Raw genomic sequence first — 14439 nt, 5'->3', positions numbered from 1 at the left:
CACGGGGAGGGATGCGTCGATGCAGCGGTGGCCGCGAGCGGAGGCACGGGCGTGACCACGCGCATCGGGATCGACTTCGGCACCGCGAACACCGTGGTCGCCGGGTGGGACGCGGCCGGGCAGCGGGCCGAGCCCATCGCGCTGCCCGGCTACGACGTCGTCCGCGAGCCGGTGCCGGGGCTTCCGCAGCGGGTCGTGCCGTCGATCGTGGGGTACCGGATCGGCTCGGAGGGGCGCGTCACCACGGCGATCGGCGCCGGAGGGCTCGCCGACCCCGGCCCCGGCGGGACGGTCTTCCGGTCGATGAAGTCCAACCTGTCCGGGCGGGTCGCCGACGTGCCGCGGACCGTGGGCGGGCGGCAGGTCACCGGGCGGCAGGCCGCGACCGACTTCCTGCGCGGCGTCACCGCGCTCGCGGTCCTGGCCGTCGGCGCCGACGACCTCGAGATCGTGGCCACCGCGCCGGTCGAGACGTTCGACGCCTACCGCGACTGGCTCGTCACCGAGGTCGGGCGGGACCTGCCGCAGGCCCGGCTGCGGGTCGTGGACGAGGCGACGGCGGCCGCGGTGGGCTACGGCGGGCGCATGAGCCCCGGCGACGCGTTCTGCGTCTTCGACTTCGGCGCCGGCACCCTGGACGTGTCCGTGGTCGTGGTCCGCGACCCCGACGAGTCGGGCCGCGGCGCCGGCGTGCGGGTCGTCGCGAAGGCGGGCGCGGACGTGGGCGGCAACCACGTCGACGCGCTGCTGGCCCGCTGGGCGCTGGAGCGCTCGGGCGGCGCGCCCCGCGACCCCGTGCGGCACAACCAGGTGTTCGCCGCCGTGCTGGCCGAGGCCGAGGCGGCCAAGGTGACGCTGAGCCACCGCGACTCGGCCCGCATCGCGGTGCCCGGCGCGGCCCGGCCGGTCGAGGTGACCCGGGCCGGCCTGGAGCGGCTGCTGCGCGACGAGGACCTGCTCGGCCGGGTCAACCGGACGCTGCGGCGGGTGCTCGACGCGGCCGCCGCGCGCGGCTACCCGGCGGGCGAGCTGGCCAGGGTGTTCCTCGTCGGCGGCACGAGCCTGATCCCGGCCGTGCAGGAGCTGCTGCGGATGCAGTTCGAGCCGGGCGTGCTGCACCTCGACCGGCCCCTGGAGGCGGTCGCGGTCGGCGCGGCGGGCATCGCCGGCGGCCGCGAGCTGCACGACCACATCCAGCACGACTACGCGATCCGGCACGTCGACCAGCGCTCCGGCGGCTACGAGTTCGAGCCGCTGGTCGCCGCGGGCACGGCGTACCCGACCGAGGAGCCGGTCAAGTCGCTCACGATCCGCGGCGTGCGCGACGGCCAGCGCCGCCTCGGGCTGGCCGTCTACGAGCTGGCGCACGCCACCTACCGCGACGCGAGCGCCGACCTCGAGATCGTGTTCGACCGCGACGGCGGCGCCCGGGCCGCCCCGGTCAGCGCGCAGCAGCGGCAGGAGCGCAGCTCGCTGTGGCTCAACGAGGACAGCCCGACGTTCCTGGAGGCCGACCCGCCCGCGACGGCCGGCGCGGACCGGTTCCTGCTGGAGTTCCGCATCGACTCGCAGAAGCGCCTGACCGTGTCCGCCTTCGACCTCGACCGCAAGATCTGGCTGCTGGACCGCCGCCCGGTGGTCCGCCTCGCGTAAGGGGAGCCCATGTCGCACTTCACCCGCGTCCGCACCGCGCTGCGCGACCCCGCGCTGCTGGCCAAGGCCCTGGCCGCCGTCGGCCTGGAGCAGGCCGAGGTGCACGACGTCGCGCAGACGCTGTACGGCTACCAGGGCGACGCCCGCCCCGAGCGCGCCGAGGTGATCGTGCGCCGCGCGCGGCTGGGCCGGATGAGCAACGACCTCGGCTTCCGGCGCACCGTCGACGGCACGTTCGAGGCGATCGTCAGCGAGTTCGACCGCGCGCAGTACGGCGATCCGTGGCTGCAGCGGGTGACCCAGGAGTACGGGCGGGCCGCGACCCTCGAATACGCCGAGCACAACGGCTTCGAGGTGGCCGGCGAGGAGCGGCAGTCCGACGGCTCGATCCGCCTGCTGCTGCGCCGCTCCTAGCCCCAGCCGCGGCTAGCCCCAGCCGCTCCTAGTCCCACCAGAACGACCACATGGGCACGCCGACGAGCTCCTCGGCGAGGGCGGCGACGGTCTGCGGGTGCTCGCGCTGCCAGACGTCGTCCGGGCAGAACGCGAAGTGCTCGGCCGCGACCGGCAGCGCCTCCTCGACGGTGGCCGGCGGGGCGGCGACGCTGAGGTGGAGGGTGTCGAACCCGACCCCGACGACGTACGCCCCGAAGCGCTCCTCCCACGAGCGCAGCACGGCGGACAGCGGGGCCATGTCGTTGCTGTAGTTGAGCGGCCCGGCCCACGCGAAGGCGGTGATCGCGTCGGCCGGGCGAGCCGTCTCCACCAGGCCGAGCCGCAGGTGCGGCTGGGCCGCCAGGATCTCGGCGGCGCAGGCCGCGGCGTGCCCCAGCGGGTCCTGGGGCCGCCCGGTGGGCGCGAGGCCGGGCCAGGCGGTGAACGGCTCGGTGACCGGGGGCTTGGCGTAGCGCGCCCACTCGCCGGCGAGGTAGGCCTCCGGATCGTGCCCGGCCGGGTCGGTCATCTCGCAGAGCCCGATCTCGCCGTCGTCCCAGGGCCGGCCGGGCTCGTTGTAGCGGTGGTCGAGCAGCAGCGGCCACTGCCCGGCGTGCGGGTGGGCCCGGCGCAGCTCGTCGAAGAGCGCGGCGGTGGCCGGGCCGGTGCTGACCCAGAGGCGCCGCTGTTCGCCGACGAGCCGCCCGGGAGGCAGGGAGTCGCTGATCCTCATGCGCGGCAGCCTAGCGCTGGGCGGGCTCCGGGAAGGCCGCGCGGACCGAGCCGCCCGCGAACCAGACGCCGATCGCCAGAGCCGCGGTCGCCTCCAGGTACGGCGCCCGGTCGAGGCCGCCGCAGTCGGCCGCCGTGCACCCCATGGAGGCGATCAGCGCGGCGACGCGCTCGCCCGCCGGCCGGGTCGCGGCGCAGTAGGGCACGGTCAGCGGGACGCCCTCGAACACCGGCGGGTCGAGCGTCCAGATGCTCGCGTGGCACACGTTGAACGCCTTCACCACCGCGGCCTCCGGCGCCGCCTCGGCGATCCGCGCCGGGACCGAGCCGGTGAGCATCGGGCCCTCGGGGCCGGGCTCGACCGGGTTGGTGCAGTCGAGCACGATCCGGCGGGCCAGGGTGCCGGCCAGGTCGGCGGCGACGAGCGGGGCGGCCGGGGCCGGGACCGCCAGGAGCACGAGCTCGCCGTGCGCGGCGGCCGCCCGCAGGGTGCCGTCGCGCCGGCCGCCGATGCGCACGTCGTGGCCGGCACGGGTCCAGGCGCCGCCGAGGGACTGGGACATGGAGCCGGTACCGATGATGCCGATCTTCATGCCGGGCAACGCTAGGTGCGCCGATGCACACCGGGCGGTGTGCGTCGGGCGGGGCACAATCGCGGGGTGGACGACGAGTACACCGCGGACTGCCAGGCCCGCATCGCGTTCGAGGTGCTGGCGAACCGCTGGGACAGCGTGGTGGTGTTCACCCTGGGCGCCTACGGGCCGATGCGCCCGCGGGCGCTGGTGGGGCGCATCGGCGGAATCGGGCCGAAGGTGCTCAACGACGCGCTGCGGCGGCTGGAGCACAACGGCCTCGTGTTCCGGCAGGTGTACGGGGAGGCGCCGCCCCGGGTCGACTACGCGCTCACGGTCGCGGGGGAGGCCCTGCTCGAGCCGATGCGCGCGATGGGCCAGTGGGCGCTGCGCTACGGCGACGACGTCCTCGCCGCCCAGGAGCGCTGGTCGGGGGAGCGCTCTCCCCAAGCGTCCTGATTGAGAGTCTTGGGAGAGCGCTCTCCGATTTCCTGAACCGGGTGCCAGGCCATTGACATGCGTCAAGTGCGGGGTTCACAGTGGGAACCTCACAGAGAGCGCTCTCTGGCAAGATCGGCCGGACTCCGCCCCCGGCCGACCCGCCGACCCCGGAGGATGCTTCATGACCACCCGACCCGCACGCGCGGGCCGATCCCGGCTGCGCACGATCACGTTCGGCGCCGCCGCCACCGCGCTCGTCGCCACCTTCATCACCGGTCTCGCGCTGCGCTCCGCCGACGCCGCCGAGACCCCTATCTCCCAGGGCAAGCCCGCCACCGCCTCGTCGGCGGAGAACGCGGGCACGCCCGCCTCCGCCGCGGTGGACGGCAACGCCGGCACCCGCTGGTCCAGCGCCTTCGGCGACCCGCAGTGGCTGCAGGTCGACCTGGGCGCCAGCGCCACCATCACCAAGGTGGTGCTCAGCTGGGAGACCGCCTACGCCAAGGACTTCACCATCCAGACCTCGGCCGACGGCGCCGCCTGGACCACGATCAACACCACGGTGAACGGCACCGGCGGCACCCAGACGCTGACCGTGAGCGGCTCGGGCCGCTACGTGAAGCTCACCACGACCAAGCGGGCGACGCAGTACGGCGTGTCCCTGTGGGAGTTCCAGGTCTTCGGCACCGGCGGCAGCACGACCCCGCCGAGCAGCGGGGCCGGCTGGGTGAACATGGACCAGAACAAGTGGCAGGCCCAGGTGGCCGCGTTCAACGCGCTGCCGACGCACCCGGCGCCGGCCGACGCGGTGCGCGTCTCGGAGTTCAACGCGGCGTGCACGTACAGCCACTCGTTCAAGGACGACCCGATCGTCTTCCCCGGGCTGGCCGGTGCCTCGCACATGCACAGCTTCCTGGGCAACCGCAGCACCAACGCGAACACGACGACCGAAACCCTGCTCAACAACAGCGCGTCGTCCTGCTCGCCGGCGGGTGACCTGTCGGCGTACTGGATCCCGACGCTGTACGAGAACGGCGTGGCCGTCGAGCCCAGCGGCGTGACCGTGTACTACGGCTCGCGGCTGCCGGACCCGAGTGCGACGATGCCGTTCCCGCAGGGCTTCCGGATGATCTCGGGTGACGCCAAGCTCCAGGTGGCCACCCCGGCCGGCTCGCCCAACCAGTTCTGGTGCGCCGGGGCCGGCGGCGAGATCGGCCGCAGCACGGACGGCAACTGGCCGCGCTGCGCCCAGACCGCGTACCTCAACTACCAGCTCGTCTTCCCCGACTGCTGGGACGGCGTCCACCTGGACAGCCCGGACCACAAGTCGCACGTGGGCGGGGCGGTCAACGGCAAGTGCCAGGGCCAGTTCCCGGTCGCGATCCCGAACATCTCGTTCGTGATCGCGTACCCGACCCACGGCAGCGCCGCCGGCTTCACGCTGGCGTCGGGCATGGCGTCGTCGATCCACGGCGACTCGTTCCTCGCCTGGGACAACACGGCCATGGGCCAGCGGGTGAAGGACTGCGTCCGGCAGAAGGCCAAGTGCAACACGGCCGGCAACTTCTAAACGAGCACTGAAGGACGATGTGCCGCCGGCCCGGACGCCGGCGGCACATCGCGCCCGTGAGCCCAGGTGCCCGCCGGCCGCGAGATTGCCCGGGAGCTTCGCGGGTAGCTCGCCCCGGTGGGAGCATCGCCGCGCCGGCTCGCCCGCTGGCGGCCCGCGTACTCGCCATTGGTGCTGTCGTACCTCATCATCGTGCTCAGCGAGACCTGGCTCACCCAGCCCCATCCCGGCGTGCTCGGCTGGCCGCTGACCGTGCTCTGGACGTGGCCGATCTTCACCACCCTGACCGGCATCGTCGGGCTGCGCCGCACCCGCAAGGCGCTGCGGGCCTCCGCCGCGCGGTGGTCCGGCCGCGGCTCGCCCACCAGCGACGGGCTGCTCGTCGTGGTGGTGCCGACGATCGGGCGGCACGACACCCACCCGGCGCTCGAGCGCTCCATCCACTCGTACATCACCTGGCTCCCGCCGTGCTTCCCGCGCCTGCGCATCGACGTGCTCGTCGACGAGGGCAGCGAGGGCCTCGAGCGGATCGAGGCCCTGGCCGCGCGCAGCGACCTGGTCCGGCTCGTCACCGTGCCGGCCGGCTACCGCACGCCCAACGGCACCCGGTTCAAGGCCCGCGCCGCGCACTACGCGCACGAGCTGCGCATCCGCGAGGGCGAGGCCCGCGACGACGTGTGGGTGCTGCACATGGACGACGACACCGGTGTCGGGCCGGACACGGCGGTGGCGATGGCGCGGTTCATCGCGGAGCAGGACGAGGCCGGACCCGCCGCGAAGCACCTGGCCCAGGGCATTTTGACGTATCCGCGCGAGTACGCGGTCAACCGGCTCACCTGGCTCGCGGACTCGGCCCGCCCGGCCGAGGACGTCGGGCGCTTCTCGGCCTGGACCGGCAGCGGCACCCCGCGGGTGGGGGTGCACGGCGAGCTGCTGCTGGTGCGGGCCTCCGTCGAGGCCGCCATCGGCTGGGACTTCGGCCCGCGCAGCCTGGTCGAGGACGCGCAGTTCGCGCTCATCTTCAGCGACCAGTACGAGGGCCGCAGCGCCTGGTTCGCCGGCCGTTGCTACGGCGCGTCGCCGGCCAGCATGCGGGACTTCTTCCGGCAGCGGGAGCGCTGGTCGTGGGGGCTGGCCGGGCTGGTCTTCAACCCGACGCTGCGGCTGCGCAACCGGCTGCTGCTGGGCTACTCCGTGATGTCGTGGGTGATCGGGCCGATCCAGAACGTCGCCGTCGTCATGCTGGTCGCCCTGCTGATCGCCGACCCGAACACGTCGCCGACCACGGTGCTCATCATCCCGCTGTGGGCGGTGAACATGGCCTACGTGGTCTGGATGTACTGGGAGGGCCTGCGGGTCAACGCGGGCGTCTCCGGCGACGGCCGGCGCCGCTGGTGGGAGCCGGTCGCCGTGGTCGCGCTGATCCCCCTGTTCGGGCTCATGGAGGGCCTGCCGGGGCTGCGCGGCTTCATGAAGTTCGCGCGCCGGACCGAGAACCGGTTCCTGGTCATCGCGAAGCCTTCGTGAACACCGTCGCCTCGCGCGCGGTGGCCCTGATGCCGTCGAAGAGGCGGCGGCCCCAGTCCGTCAGGCGGTCCGGGTCGAAGCCCTCGGCCGCGTCGAGATAGTCCACCCCGCCCCCGTTGCCGCTCCACGACCAGCCGAGGTAGCCGATGCCGCGGGCGTCGGACTCGCGCATGACCGCGTCCGCGGCCACCGGGCCGTCGGTGTGCCGCCAGCCGAACTCGCCGACGACGAGCGGGAGCCCGGTGCGGCCGAACGCGTCGAGGTACTCGGTCACCTTCGCGGCCGTGCCGTACACGCCGTACATGTGCACCGAGAACGCCGTGTTGCGCTGCGGGTCGCGGGCGAACACCGCCGGGGCGGAGTCGCGCATGGTGCCGGACCAGTCCTGGCCCCAGTTCGGCGCGTCCACCATGAGCAGGTGGCGCAGGCCCGCCGCGCGCACCTTCGCGACCGCGGCCCCGGTGGCCTCGGCCCAGCCCGAGGTGTCGCCGTTGCCGTAGGGCTCGTTGCCGATGTTCACGACGACGTACTCCTCCGAGCCCCGCAACACCGAGGAGAGCCCGGCCCAGTAGTCCGCCGCGCGGTCGAGGGTGACGGCCCCCTCGCGCTCGCCGTAGCCCGTCGTGTCGTGGTCCTCCAGCACGCACACGAGCCGGTTCTCCTTGCACCGCGCGACGATCCCGGCCACGTCGCGGCCCGGCACGTCGCCGGTGAGCACCACCCGCACCGTGTTCGCGCCGAGGCGCTTGATGTCGGCGAGCGCGGCGGTGTGCTGGGGGAACCAGGCGTACGGATGGCTGATCCCGCGCATCAGGAACGGCTCGCCGCCGGCCTGCACGATCTCGGAGCCGCGCACGTGCAGCCCGCTCGCGGGCGGGTTCGCGGGCCCGGCCGCGACCCGGGCCGCCGACCGGTCGTGCCGCCAGAATCCGAAGACGGCGAGGAGCACTGCCACGATCGCGAGGATAGGAATGGCTCGGCGCATCCGCACGAGGCTGCCAGCCGGATCACCCGGACCACCACCCCGCTGGCCGGAATCAGTGCCGGTCGCAATGCTCGGCGGCCGGGGCTGGGTGTGGCCCGGATCACAGGCGGGTGAGAACCTGGGCCGCGGCCCCGGTCGTCAGGAGAGGTGTGGGACGAGGTCTGGACGCGCTCGACGAGGCGGAGCTGCTGCGGCGCACCGCCCGCGGGGACCGGCGCGCGTTCGACGAGCTCTACCGGCGCACGGCCCCGTGGCTGACCGTGCGGCTGCGGCAGCGCTGCGCGGACGAGGACGTCGTCGCGGACGTGCTGCAGGAGACGTACCTGGCCGTGTGGCGCTGCGCCGGCAGCCAGGCCCGCGCCGGGCTCGGCGGCAACGCGCCCGGGTGGCTGTGGACGATCGCGGCCAACCGGCTCGTCGACGCCTTCCGGCGGCGGGCGCGGGCGGAGCGCCTGCCTCCGCCGATGCCGGCCGTGGCGCCGGCCGCGGAGGAGCAGGCGCTCGCCGGCGATCTCGACGGGGACCTCGGGCGGGCGCTGCTCGCACTGCCGCCGGAGCTGCGCGACGTCCTGCGCGCCCTGGTGCTCGACGGGCTCAGCGTCCGGGAGACCTCGGCGCTGCTCGGCATGCCCGAGGGCACCGTGAAGACCCGGGCCCGGCGCGCCCGGCTCGCACTGCGAAAGGCGCTGTCATGAACGCCGACGACGACGACATCCGGGCGCTGGTCGAGCGGGCCGCGGCGGGCATCGCGGCCGGGATCGAGGAAGGGCCCGGGCCGGTGCGCGGGCGCCGGTTCCGCCCGGCCGGGCTCGCCGGGCGGGTCGCGCCCTGGCTCGCGGCCTCGGGCGCGCTGATGCTCGCGGCGGTCGCGCTGGAGCAGACGTTCACCAGCCTGCCCTCGCTCGTGCTGCTGCTCGCCCCGGTCGCGCCGCTGCTGCCGGTCGCCGCCGCGTGGAGCCGCCGCACCGACCCGGCCTGGGAGCTGCTCGCCTCCGTGCCGCGGTTCGGGCTGGGGCTGCTGCTGCGCCGTACCCTGGCCGCCCTCGCCGCCGTCATCCCGCTGCTGGCCCTCGCCGGGTGGGCGACCGGGCACGCGCCCGCGCTCTGGCTGCTGCCGGGCCTCGCGTTCACCGCGGCCAGCCTCGCGCTCGGCGGGCTGACCGGCGTGGACCGGGCCGCGCTCGGGCTCGCCGCGGCCTGGGCCGGGTTCGTGATCGTCCCGAGCCTCGCCACCGCCCGCCTGCCCGCAGTCCTCGCGGCCGGGGCCTGGCCGGGCTGGGCCGCCGCCGTGGTCGCACTCGTCGCCGTCGCCGTCGTCCGTACGGCCTTCAACCGGGAGACAACGTGATGTGGAAGGTCCACGCCGAGGCCCTGCGCGTGCGGGCCGGCCGCCGCCTCGCCGTCGACGGGCTCGACCTCGCCCTCGGCCCCGGCGTCCACGGGCTGCTCGGCCCCAACGGCGCCGGCAAGACCACGCTCATGCGCGCCCTCGCCACGGTCCTGCGGCCCGAGGGCGGCCGGCTCGCCCTGCTCGGCACCGCCGTCACCGGCCGGGCCGACCTGCGGGCCGTGCGCCGCGCGCTGGGCTACCTGCCGCAGCACTTCGGCTACTACCCGCGGTTCACGGTGCGGGAGTTCGTGGAGTACATGGCCTGGCTCAAGGAGATGCCCCGCCGCGACATCCCCGGCGCCGTCCAGCGGGCCGTGGACCGGGTCGGGCTCACCGCCCGCGCCGACGCCCGGATGAAGACGCTCTCCGGTGGCATGCTACGCCGCGCGGGCATCGCCCAGGCGATCGTCAACGACCCCGAGCTGCTGCTGCTCGACGAGCCGACGGTCGGCCTCGACGTCGAGCAGCGCATCGAGTTCCGTGCCCTGCTGCGCGACGTGGGCGCCGACAGCTGCGTGCTCGTCTCCACCCACCTGGTCGAGGACGTCGCCGCCGCCTGCACCGGCGTGGTGCTGCTGGACGAGGGCCGGCTCGTGTGGCGGGGCCCTGCCGCCGGCCTGGCCGAGCGGGGCGCGTCCGGCGACGCCGGCGACAGCGCCACCGAGCGCGGCTACTCCGCGCTGCTGCGCGCCCACCGCGGGGAGGTGCCGGCGTGAGCGGTCCATCCACCGGTCGCGTCATCCGGCTGGAGCTGCGCCGCTCGGCCGCCGCCGTCGTCGCGGTGCTGGCCTTCGCCGTCGGCACCGCGCTGCTGCTCACGTTCCCGCAGGGCTTCGCGGGCCGCTGGCTGCAGCTCGCGGTCGCGCTGCGCCTGCTGCTGATGTTCCTGTTCCCCGTCGCGCTGGCCGGGGGCGCCGCGCTGGGCCGCCGCGAGGCCGCCGCCGGGGTCGGCGAGCTGTTCGCCAGCACGCCCCGGCCGCGCCGCCAGCGCATGCTCGTCACCGCGGGCGCCCTGGCCGCGGCCCTCGTCGCCGCGTACGCGCTCACGTTCCTCGTGGCCCTGGCGTGGGTGCTGCCCCGGGCCGGGTACTTCCCGCTCGCCGCGCTGGGCGTGACCGCCGTCGGGGCCCTCGCGCTGGTCGCCGGCGGCTGGATCGGGCTCGCCGCCGGCCGGGCCGTGCCCCGCTTCGTCACCGCGCCGGTACTGGCCGTGCTCGGCGTCGCCGTGGCCGGGATGGTGCCGCAGTGGGTGATGGTGACGCGCCGGAGTCCCGCGGCTCTGTTGCTGTCCCCGGTGTACAGCGGCAGCCTCGACGACTTCCAGACCGTCTCGGCGCGGGTCAGCCTGGCGCAGGCGCTGTGGCTCGCCGCGCTGGCCGCCACCGGCCTGCTGCTCGCGACCGCCCGCCGCCGCGCCGTCGCCCCGGCGCTGCTCCCGGCGGTGCTCGGGGCGGCCGTGGCGGTGCCGCTGCTGCCGCCGGGCGGCTACGCGGCCGCGGCCGCCTACGACCCCCGCGCCGTCGAGCTGGTCTGCGACGACGCGGGCCCGCAGGTCTGCGTCACCCGGGTCCACGCCGCCCTGCTGCCCGACATCGCCGGCCCCGTCCGCGCGGCGCTGGCCACCCTCGCGGCGACGATGCCGGACGCCCCGGCGCGCGCGGTCGAGACCCGCCGGCCCGCCTACGGCACCGGCCCCGCGGACCCGCCCCACGACGCCGCCACGCTCGTGTTCCCCGCCCCGCCCATCGGCGCCGACGGCCGGGCCGACCTGCGCGACGGCTCGTTCCCCGGGCTCGTGCTCGGCGCCGCGTGGGAGCAGAGCTGCGACCCGGCCCCCGCCGACGCCTTCGACGGCCGCGAGCTCGCGGTCGCCTGGCTCACCGGCGCCGCCCCGCCCGACACCCGGCTCGCCGGGGCCTACGCGGCGCTGCGGGCGCGGCCCGAGGACGAGCAGCGCCGCCTGGTGCTGGCGGCCCGCGACGGGGTGCTGGCGTGCCGGCCGGACGCGTTCGCCGGGCTGACGGCATGAGGTGGCTGCGGCTGTACCTGCGCGCGCGCCGCGTCCCCCAGGCGCTCGCGGTCGCCGTGTCCGTCGCCGGGCTCGCCGTCCTGCTCCCCGCGAACGTGCGCGTGGCGGCGCTGGCGGCGATGCTCGCGGTAGCCGCGTTCGGCCCCACCCTGGGCGCCGCGGACGAGGCGCTGGAGCGCACCGGTGCCGTGCCCTGGCCGCCCCGCCGGGCGCTGCACCTCGGCGCGGTGGCGCTGCTCGTCGCCGGCCTGCTCGTCGCCGTCCCGGTCCTGGTTCCGGCCGCCGCCCCGGACTCGGCCCGGTTCGAGCCGCTCGTCGTGGCGCTGCGCGACGCCGCCGGGCTGCTCGGGCTGGCCGCGCTCGGCGCCGCGGTGCTCGGGGCGGCGCACGCCTGGGTCGCCCCGCTGCTGTGGACCCTCGTCGCCGTCCTGCCGCTGCTGGGGCCGAGCGCCGACGTGCGGGTCCAGGTCGCCGCGTGGCCCGTGCAGCCCGCCGCGACCACGTCCGCCCTGGTGTGCGCGCTGGCCCTGGCCGCGGCCGGGCTCGTCGCCTACTCGGTGCGGGGTGCGCGCGCGTAGGTCTGGATCGCGGCGCCGCTCGCGAACGTGGTGTGCCCGGTCAGCGTCCAGGGCACGGGCGCGTACGGGCCTGAGAACAGGGGGATGCCCGCGCCCGCGACCACCGGGTAGCGCTTCACGACCAGCTCGTCGATCTCGGGCAGCACCGCGCCCGCGACCCGGGCGCCGCCGCACAGCCAGATGCCGAGCCCGTCCTGGGCCTTGAGCTCGCGGACCAGCCGGAGCGGGTCGGGCTCGGCGCCGGCGAGGGTCGTGGAGACGATGTGCTGGCGCAGGTGCGCGTACGGCTCCGCGATGCCCGCGTCGACCGCCGGCTGGTAGGTGGCCCGGCCCATCACCACGGTGTCGAAGCGCCGGTTGGGCGCGTCCACGCCGAAGTGGGCCCGCGCCGCGGTGGGCAGCGTCTCCGGATACTCCGCGGCGATGTGCCCGAGCACGTCCTCGGCCAGCGGGAAGCAGTCGGTCTCGCCGCCGGGGCCGGCGATGTACCCGTCGATCGTGGCCGACCTGGCGGCCAACGTCGGCTTGCACCGCGAGTCCGGCCAGCCCGGCGACGAGACCACGGTCCGGCTGCTGTACCTGGCGCTCAACTGGCTCATCCTCGAGCGGCTCACGCTGCCCGGCGTGTTCACCGAGGCCGAGGCCGGCGCCCTCGTCGACGCCGCCGTGGACCGGCTCGTGGCCACCGGCGCCGCCGAGCGCTGACGGCCGCAACCGCGTCGCAACCGGGTTCGCCCGGACCGCGCTACCGGACCGGCCCAGCCTGGGAGGACATCGTTGGCGGCGTTCTGACAGGGCGGAACATGCTAGAGCAGCAGCACACCGAGCCGGCCTCGCCCGACGTCGTCGTCGGCCGCCAGGCGATCTACGACGCCGCCGGCGCCGTCGCCGGCTATGAGCTGCTCTTCCGGTCCGGCCCGGACGCGCTCGGGGCCGACCGCAGCGGCGCCGCCGCCACCAGCCAGGTCATCGTCTCCGCGTTCACCGCGTTCGACTTCGACGAGCTGACCGGCGGCCTGCCCGGGTTCGTCAACCTCACCGACGACTTCCTGCGCGGTGACTTGCCCGTGCCGCTGGTGCCGGGCCGGGTCGTGCTCGAGGTGCTGGAGACGGTGCGGGTCGACGACCGCGTGGTGGAGGGGGTCGCGGCCCTGGCCGCGGCCGGCTACGCCATCGCGCTCGACGACTTCGTCCCCGGCTCCGAGCACGAGCGCCTGCTGCCCGTCGCGACCTACGTGAAGATCGACTTTCTCGGGCTCGACGCGGCCGGGCGGTCCGTCATCCGCAGCCTCCGCGGGCGCCACCCGCACCTGCGCTTCGTCGCGGAGCGGCTCGAGACGCCGGCCGACATCGCCGCGGCCCGGGATCTCGGCTACGAGCTCTTCCAGGGGTACGCCCTCGACCGCCCGGTCGTCGCGAGCACCCGCACCCTGAGCGCCTCCCGCATGCGCTGCATCCAGCTGCTGGGCGAGTTCATGGAGGCCGAGAGCGACGTGCCGGCCATCGTCGCCCACGTCTCGGCCGACCCGGCGCTGAGCTACCGGCTGCTGCGCGCGGCGAACTGCGCCTGGAACGGCTCGGCCCGGCGGGTCTCCACCGTGCACGGCGCCGTGATGCTGCTCGGCATCGCCCAGGTCCGCGACTGGGTCATGCTCATGCTCGTCGGCGACCTGACCCTCGCCGGCGACGAGCGCATGGCCGACGCGCTCATCCGGGCCCAGCTGTGCCGGCTCGTGGCCGAGCAGGCGGGCCAGTCCGGCGAGGAGGCGTTCGTGGTCGGGCTGCTCTCCAGCGTCGCGGAGCTGATCGGGCAGCCGGCGAAGGTCCTCTCCGAGCAGTTGCCGCTCGGCGACGCCACCCGCTCGGCCCTCGTCGACGGCTCCGGGCCGCTGGGCGCGACCTTCTCGGCGGTGCAGGCCTACCTGCACGGGACCCCGCCCCCGGCGGAGGCGGGCGACCTGGTGACCCCCTATCTGCAGGCCGTGCGATGGGCGACGGAGACGGTCCGCCGCGTCGGCGACTAGTAGTCGATCTTGAGCCGGCCGTCGTCGAACGACACGCCCCGGACCTGGGTGCCCGGCGGCAGCGCCCGCAGCTGGTCGTGCAGCTGGCCGGCGATGTTCACGCCGACCGCGAGTCGACGACGTCCACGTTGTCCGGGTCGATCGCGCCGCCCAGCGCCGGCGGGTGGCCGAAGTCGTAGACCTGCTCGTCCTGCGGGGTCAGGCCGCGGCGCGCCATCTCCACGGCGAGGCCGGCGAACAGGTACCGCTCCTGCCCCTCGGCCGTGTTGAGCTCGGCCGAGAGCGCCTCCATGCTGGGCCAGCGCCGCTCGAGCGTGCCGCCGATCGTGTCCAGCCACCAGATCCCGTCCGCCCCGCGCAGGAACACGTCGCCGAAGAGCGAGGCGAACGCGGGCGTCTTGCCCTCGACCCCGGCCCACTGCCACGACTCGAGGGCAGCGGCGAACCGTTCCGGCAGGAAGGTCTTGATCAGCTGCATCCATCATGTGTACCGCACCACCGGG

The 14439-nt window shown here is 75.4% G+C and carries 17 protein-coding genes; 12 read left to right on the top strand and 5 right to left on the bottom strand.

Annotated elements, in window-relative coordinates:
• The first annotated feature begins 51 nt into the window (after window positions 1–51).
• Both AC6JBM_RS26285 and AC6JBM_RS26280 read left to right on the top strand, forming a co-directional pair.
• A complete protein-coding gene (locus tag AC6JBM_RS26285; protein ID WP_497986233.1) occupies window positions 52–1653 on the top strand; it encodes an Hsp70 family protein in 1602 nt (533 codons plus the stop codon).
• 9 nt (window positions 1654–1662) lie between these two features.
• Window positions 1663–2067, top strand: a complete 405-nt coding sequence (locus AC6JBM_RS26280) for a DUF1257 domain-containing protein (protein ID WP_497986232.1) — start codon at window positions 1663–1665, stop codon at window positions 2065–2067.
• Window positions 2068–2095: 28 nt separating this feature from the next.
• Here the strand turns inward: AC6JBM_RS26280 and AC6JBM_RS26275 are convergent, their stop codons facing one another.
• Both AC6JBM_RS26275 and AC6JBM_RS26270 read right to left on the bottom strand, forming a co-directional pair.
• Window positions 2096–2821 (bottom strand): DUF4253 domain-containing protein, encoded by a 726-nt coding sequence (locus AC6JBM_RS26275; protein WP_497986231.1) that lies wholly within the window; start codon window positions 2819–2821, stop codon window positions 2096–2098.
• Window positions 2822–2831: 10 nt separating this feature from the next.
• On the bottom strand, window positions 2832–3413 hold the full coding sequence (locus tag AC6JBM_RS26270; protein WP_497986230.1) for an NADPH-dependent F420 reductase: 582 nt from the start codon (window positions 3411–3413) through the stop codon (window positions 2832–2834).
• A 66-nt stretch (window positions 3414–3479) separates the two neighbouring features.
• Between AC6JBM_RS26270 and AC6JBM_RS26265 the strand changes: the two genes are divergently transcribed.
• From AC6JBM_RS26265 to AC6JBM_RS26255, 3 genes are all read left to right on the top strand, one after another.
• Complete coding sequence (locus AC6JBM_RS26265) at window positions 3480–3851, top strand: winged helix-turn-helix transcriptional regulator (protein WP_497986229.1); 372 nt, start codon at window positions 3480–3482, stop codon at window positions 3849–3851.
• 163 nt (window positions 3852–4014) lie between these two features.
• Complete coding sequence (locus AC6JBM_RS26260; RefSeq protein ID WP_497986228.1) at window positions 4015–5403, top strand: DUF1996 domain-containing protein; 1389 nt, start codon at window positions 4015–4017, stop codon at window positions 5401–5403.
• 117 nt (window positions 5404–5520) lie between these two features.
• Window positions 5521–6930 (top strand): glycosyltransferase family 2 protein, encoded by a 1410-nt coding sequence (locus tag AC6JBM_RS26255; protein ID WP_497986227.1) that lies wholly within the window; start codon window positions 5521–5523, stop codon window positions 6928–6930.
• Here AC6JBM_RS26255 and AC6JBM_RS26250 read toward each other — a convergent pair.
• Window positions 6911–7885 carry a cellulase family glycosylhydrolase gene (locus AC6JBM_RS26250; RefSeq protein ID WP_497986226.1) on the bottom strand — a complete coding sequence of 325 codons (975 nt, stop codon included), beginning with the start codon at window positions 7883–7885 and terminating at the stop codon, window positions 6911–6913. The two genes, AC6JBM_RS26255 and AC6JBM_RS26250, sit on opposite strands and share 20 nt — an antisense overlap.
• Window positions 7886–8064: 179 nt before the next feature.
• On the opposite strand from AC6JBM_RS26250, the gene AC6JBM_RS26245 reads away from it, so the two are divergent.
• The 5 genes from AC6JBM_RS26245 to AC6JBM_RS26225 are packed head-to-tail and all read left to right on the top strand — an operon-like array spanning window position 8065 to window position 11912.
• Window positions 8065–8610: an RNA polymerase sigma factor gene (locus AC6JBM_RS26245; RefSeq protein WP_350613161.1), complete on the top strand. Its 546-nt coding sequence runs from the start codon at window positions 8065–8067 to the stop codon at window positions 8608–8610.
• Window positions 8607–9263 carry a hypothetical protein gene (locus tag AC6JBM_RS26240; RefSeq protein WP_497986225.1) on the top strand — a complete coding sequence of 219 codons (657 nt, stop codon included), beginning with the start codon at window positions 8607–8609 and terminating at the stop codon, window positions 9261–9263. Before AC6JBM_RS26245 ends, AC6JBM_RS26240 begins: the two co-directional genes overlap by 4 nt.
• Complete coding sequence (locus AC6JBM_RS26235; protein ID WP_497986531.1) at window positions 9263–10021, top strand: ABC transporter ATP-binding protein; 759 nt, start codon at window positions 9263–9265, stop codon at window positions 10019–10021. The genes AC6JBM_RS26240 and AC6JBM_RS26235 overlap by 1 nt, the downstream gene beginning before the upstream one ends.
• Complete coding sequence (locus AC6JBM_RS26230) at window positions 10018–11334, top strand: hypothetical protein (RefSeq protein ID WP_497986224.1); 1317 nt, start codon at window positions 10018–10020, stop codon at window positions 11332–11334. The genes AC6JBM_RS26235 and AC6JBM_RS26230 overlap by 4 nt, the downstream gene beginning before the upstream one ends.
• Window positions 11331–11912: a hypothetical protein gene (locus AC6JBM_RS26225; RefSeq protein ID WP_497986223.1), complete on the top strand. Its 582-nt coding sequence runs from the start codon at window positions 11331–11333 to the stop codon at window positions 11910–11912. Before AC6JBM_RS26230 ends, AC6JBM_RS26225 begins: the two co-directional genes overlap by 4 nt.
• On the opposite strand, the gene AC6JBM_RS26220 is transcribed toward AC6JBM_RS26225, so the two are convergent.
• On the bottom strand, window positions 11885–12430 hold the full coding sequence (locus AC6JBM_RS26220; protein ID WP_497986222.1) for a dihydrofolate reductase family protein: 546 nt from the start codon (window positions 12428–12430) through the stop codon (window positions 11885–11887). The genes AC6JBM_RS26225 and AC6JBM_RS26220 overlap by 28 nt on opposite strands.
• Between AC6JBM_RS26220 and AC6JBM_RS26215 the strand changes: the two genes are divergently transcribed.
• Together AC6JBM_RS26215 and AC6JBM_RS26210 are read left to right on the top strand one after the other, a co-directional pair.
• The gene (locus AC6JBM_RS26215; RefSeq protein ID WP_497986221.1) at window positions 12411–12617 is read left to right on the top strand and encodes a hypothetical protein; all 207 of its coding nucleotides are present in this window, start codon (window positions 12411–12413) and stop codon (window positions 12615–12617) included. The genes AC6JBM_RS26220 and AC6JBM_RS26215 overlap by 20 nt on opposite strands.
• 98 nt (window positions 12618–12715) lie before the next feature.
• Window positions 12716–13936 (top strand): EAL and HDOD domain-containing protein, encoded by a 1221-nt coding sequence (locus AC6JBM_RS26210; protein ID WP_497986220.1) that lies wholly within the window; start codon window positions 12716–12718, stop codon window positions 13934–13936.
• Window positions 13937–14033: 97 nt separating this feature from the next.
• On the opposite strand, the gene AC6JBM_RS26205 is transcribed toward AC6JBM_RS26210, so the two are convergent.
• Window positions 14034–14414, bottom strand: coding sequence for a hypothetical protein (locus AC6JBM_RS26205; protein ID WP_497986219.1), 381 nt, complete (start codon window positions 14412–14414; stop codon window positions 14034–14036).
• Between the last annotated feature and the right edge of the window lie 25 nt (window positions 14415–14439).

The sequence above is a fragment of the Dactylosporangium thailandense genome (genome assembly GCF_059739745.1).
Note: the sequence above shows the minus strand (reverse complement) of the source record. Positions and strands in the feature narration are given on the sequence as shown.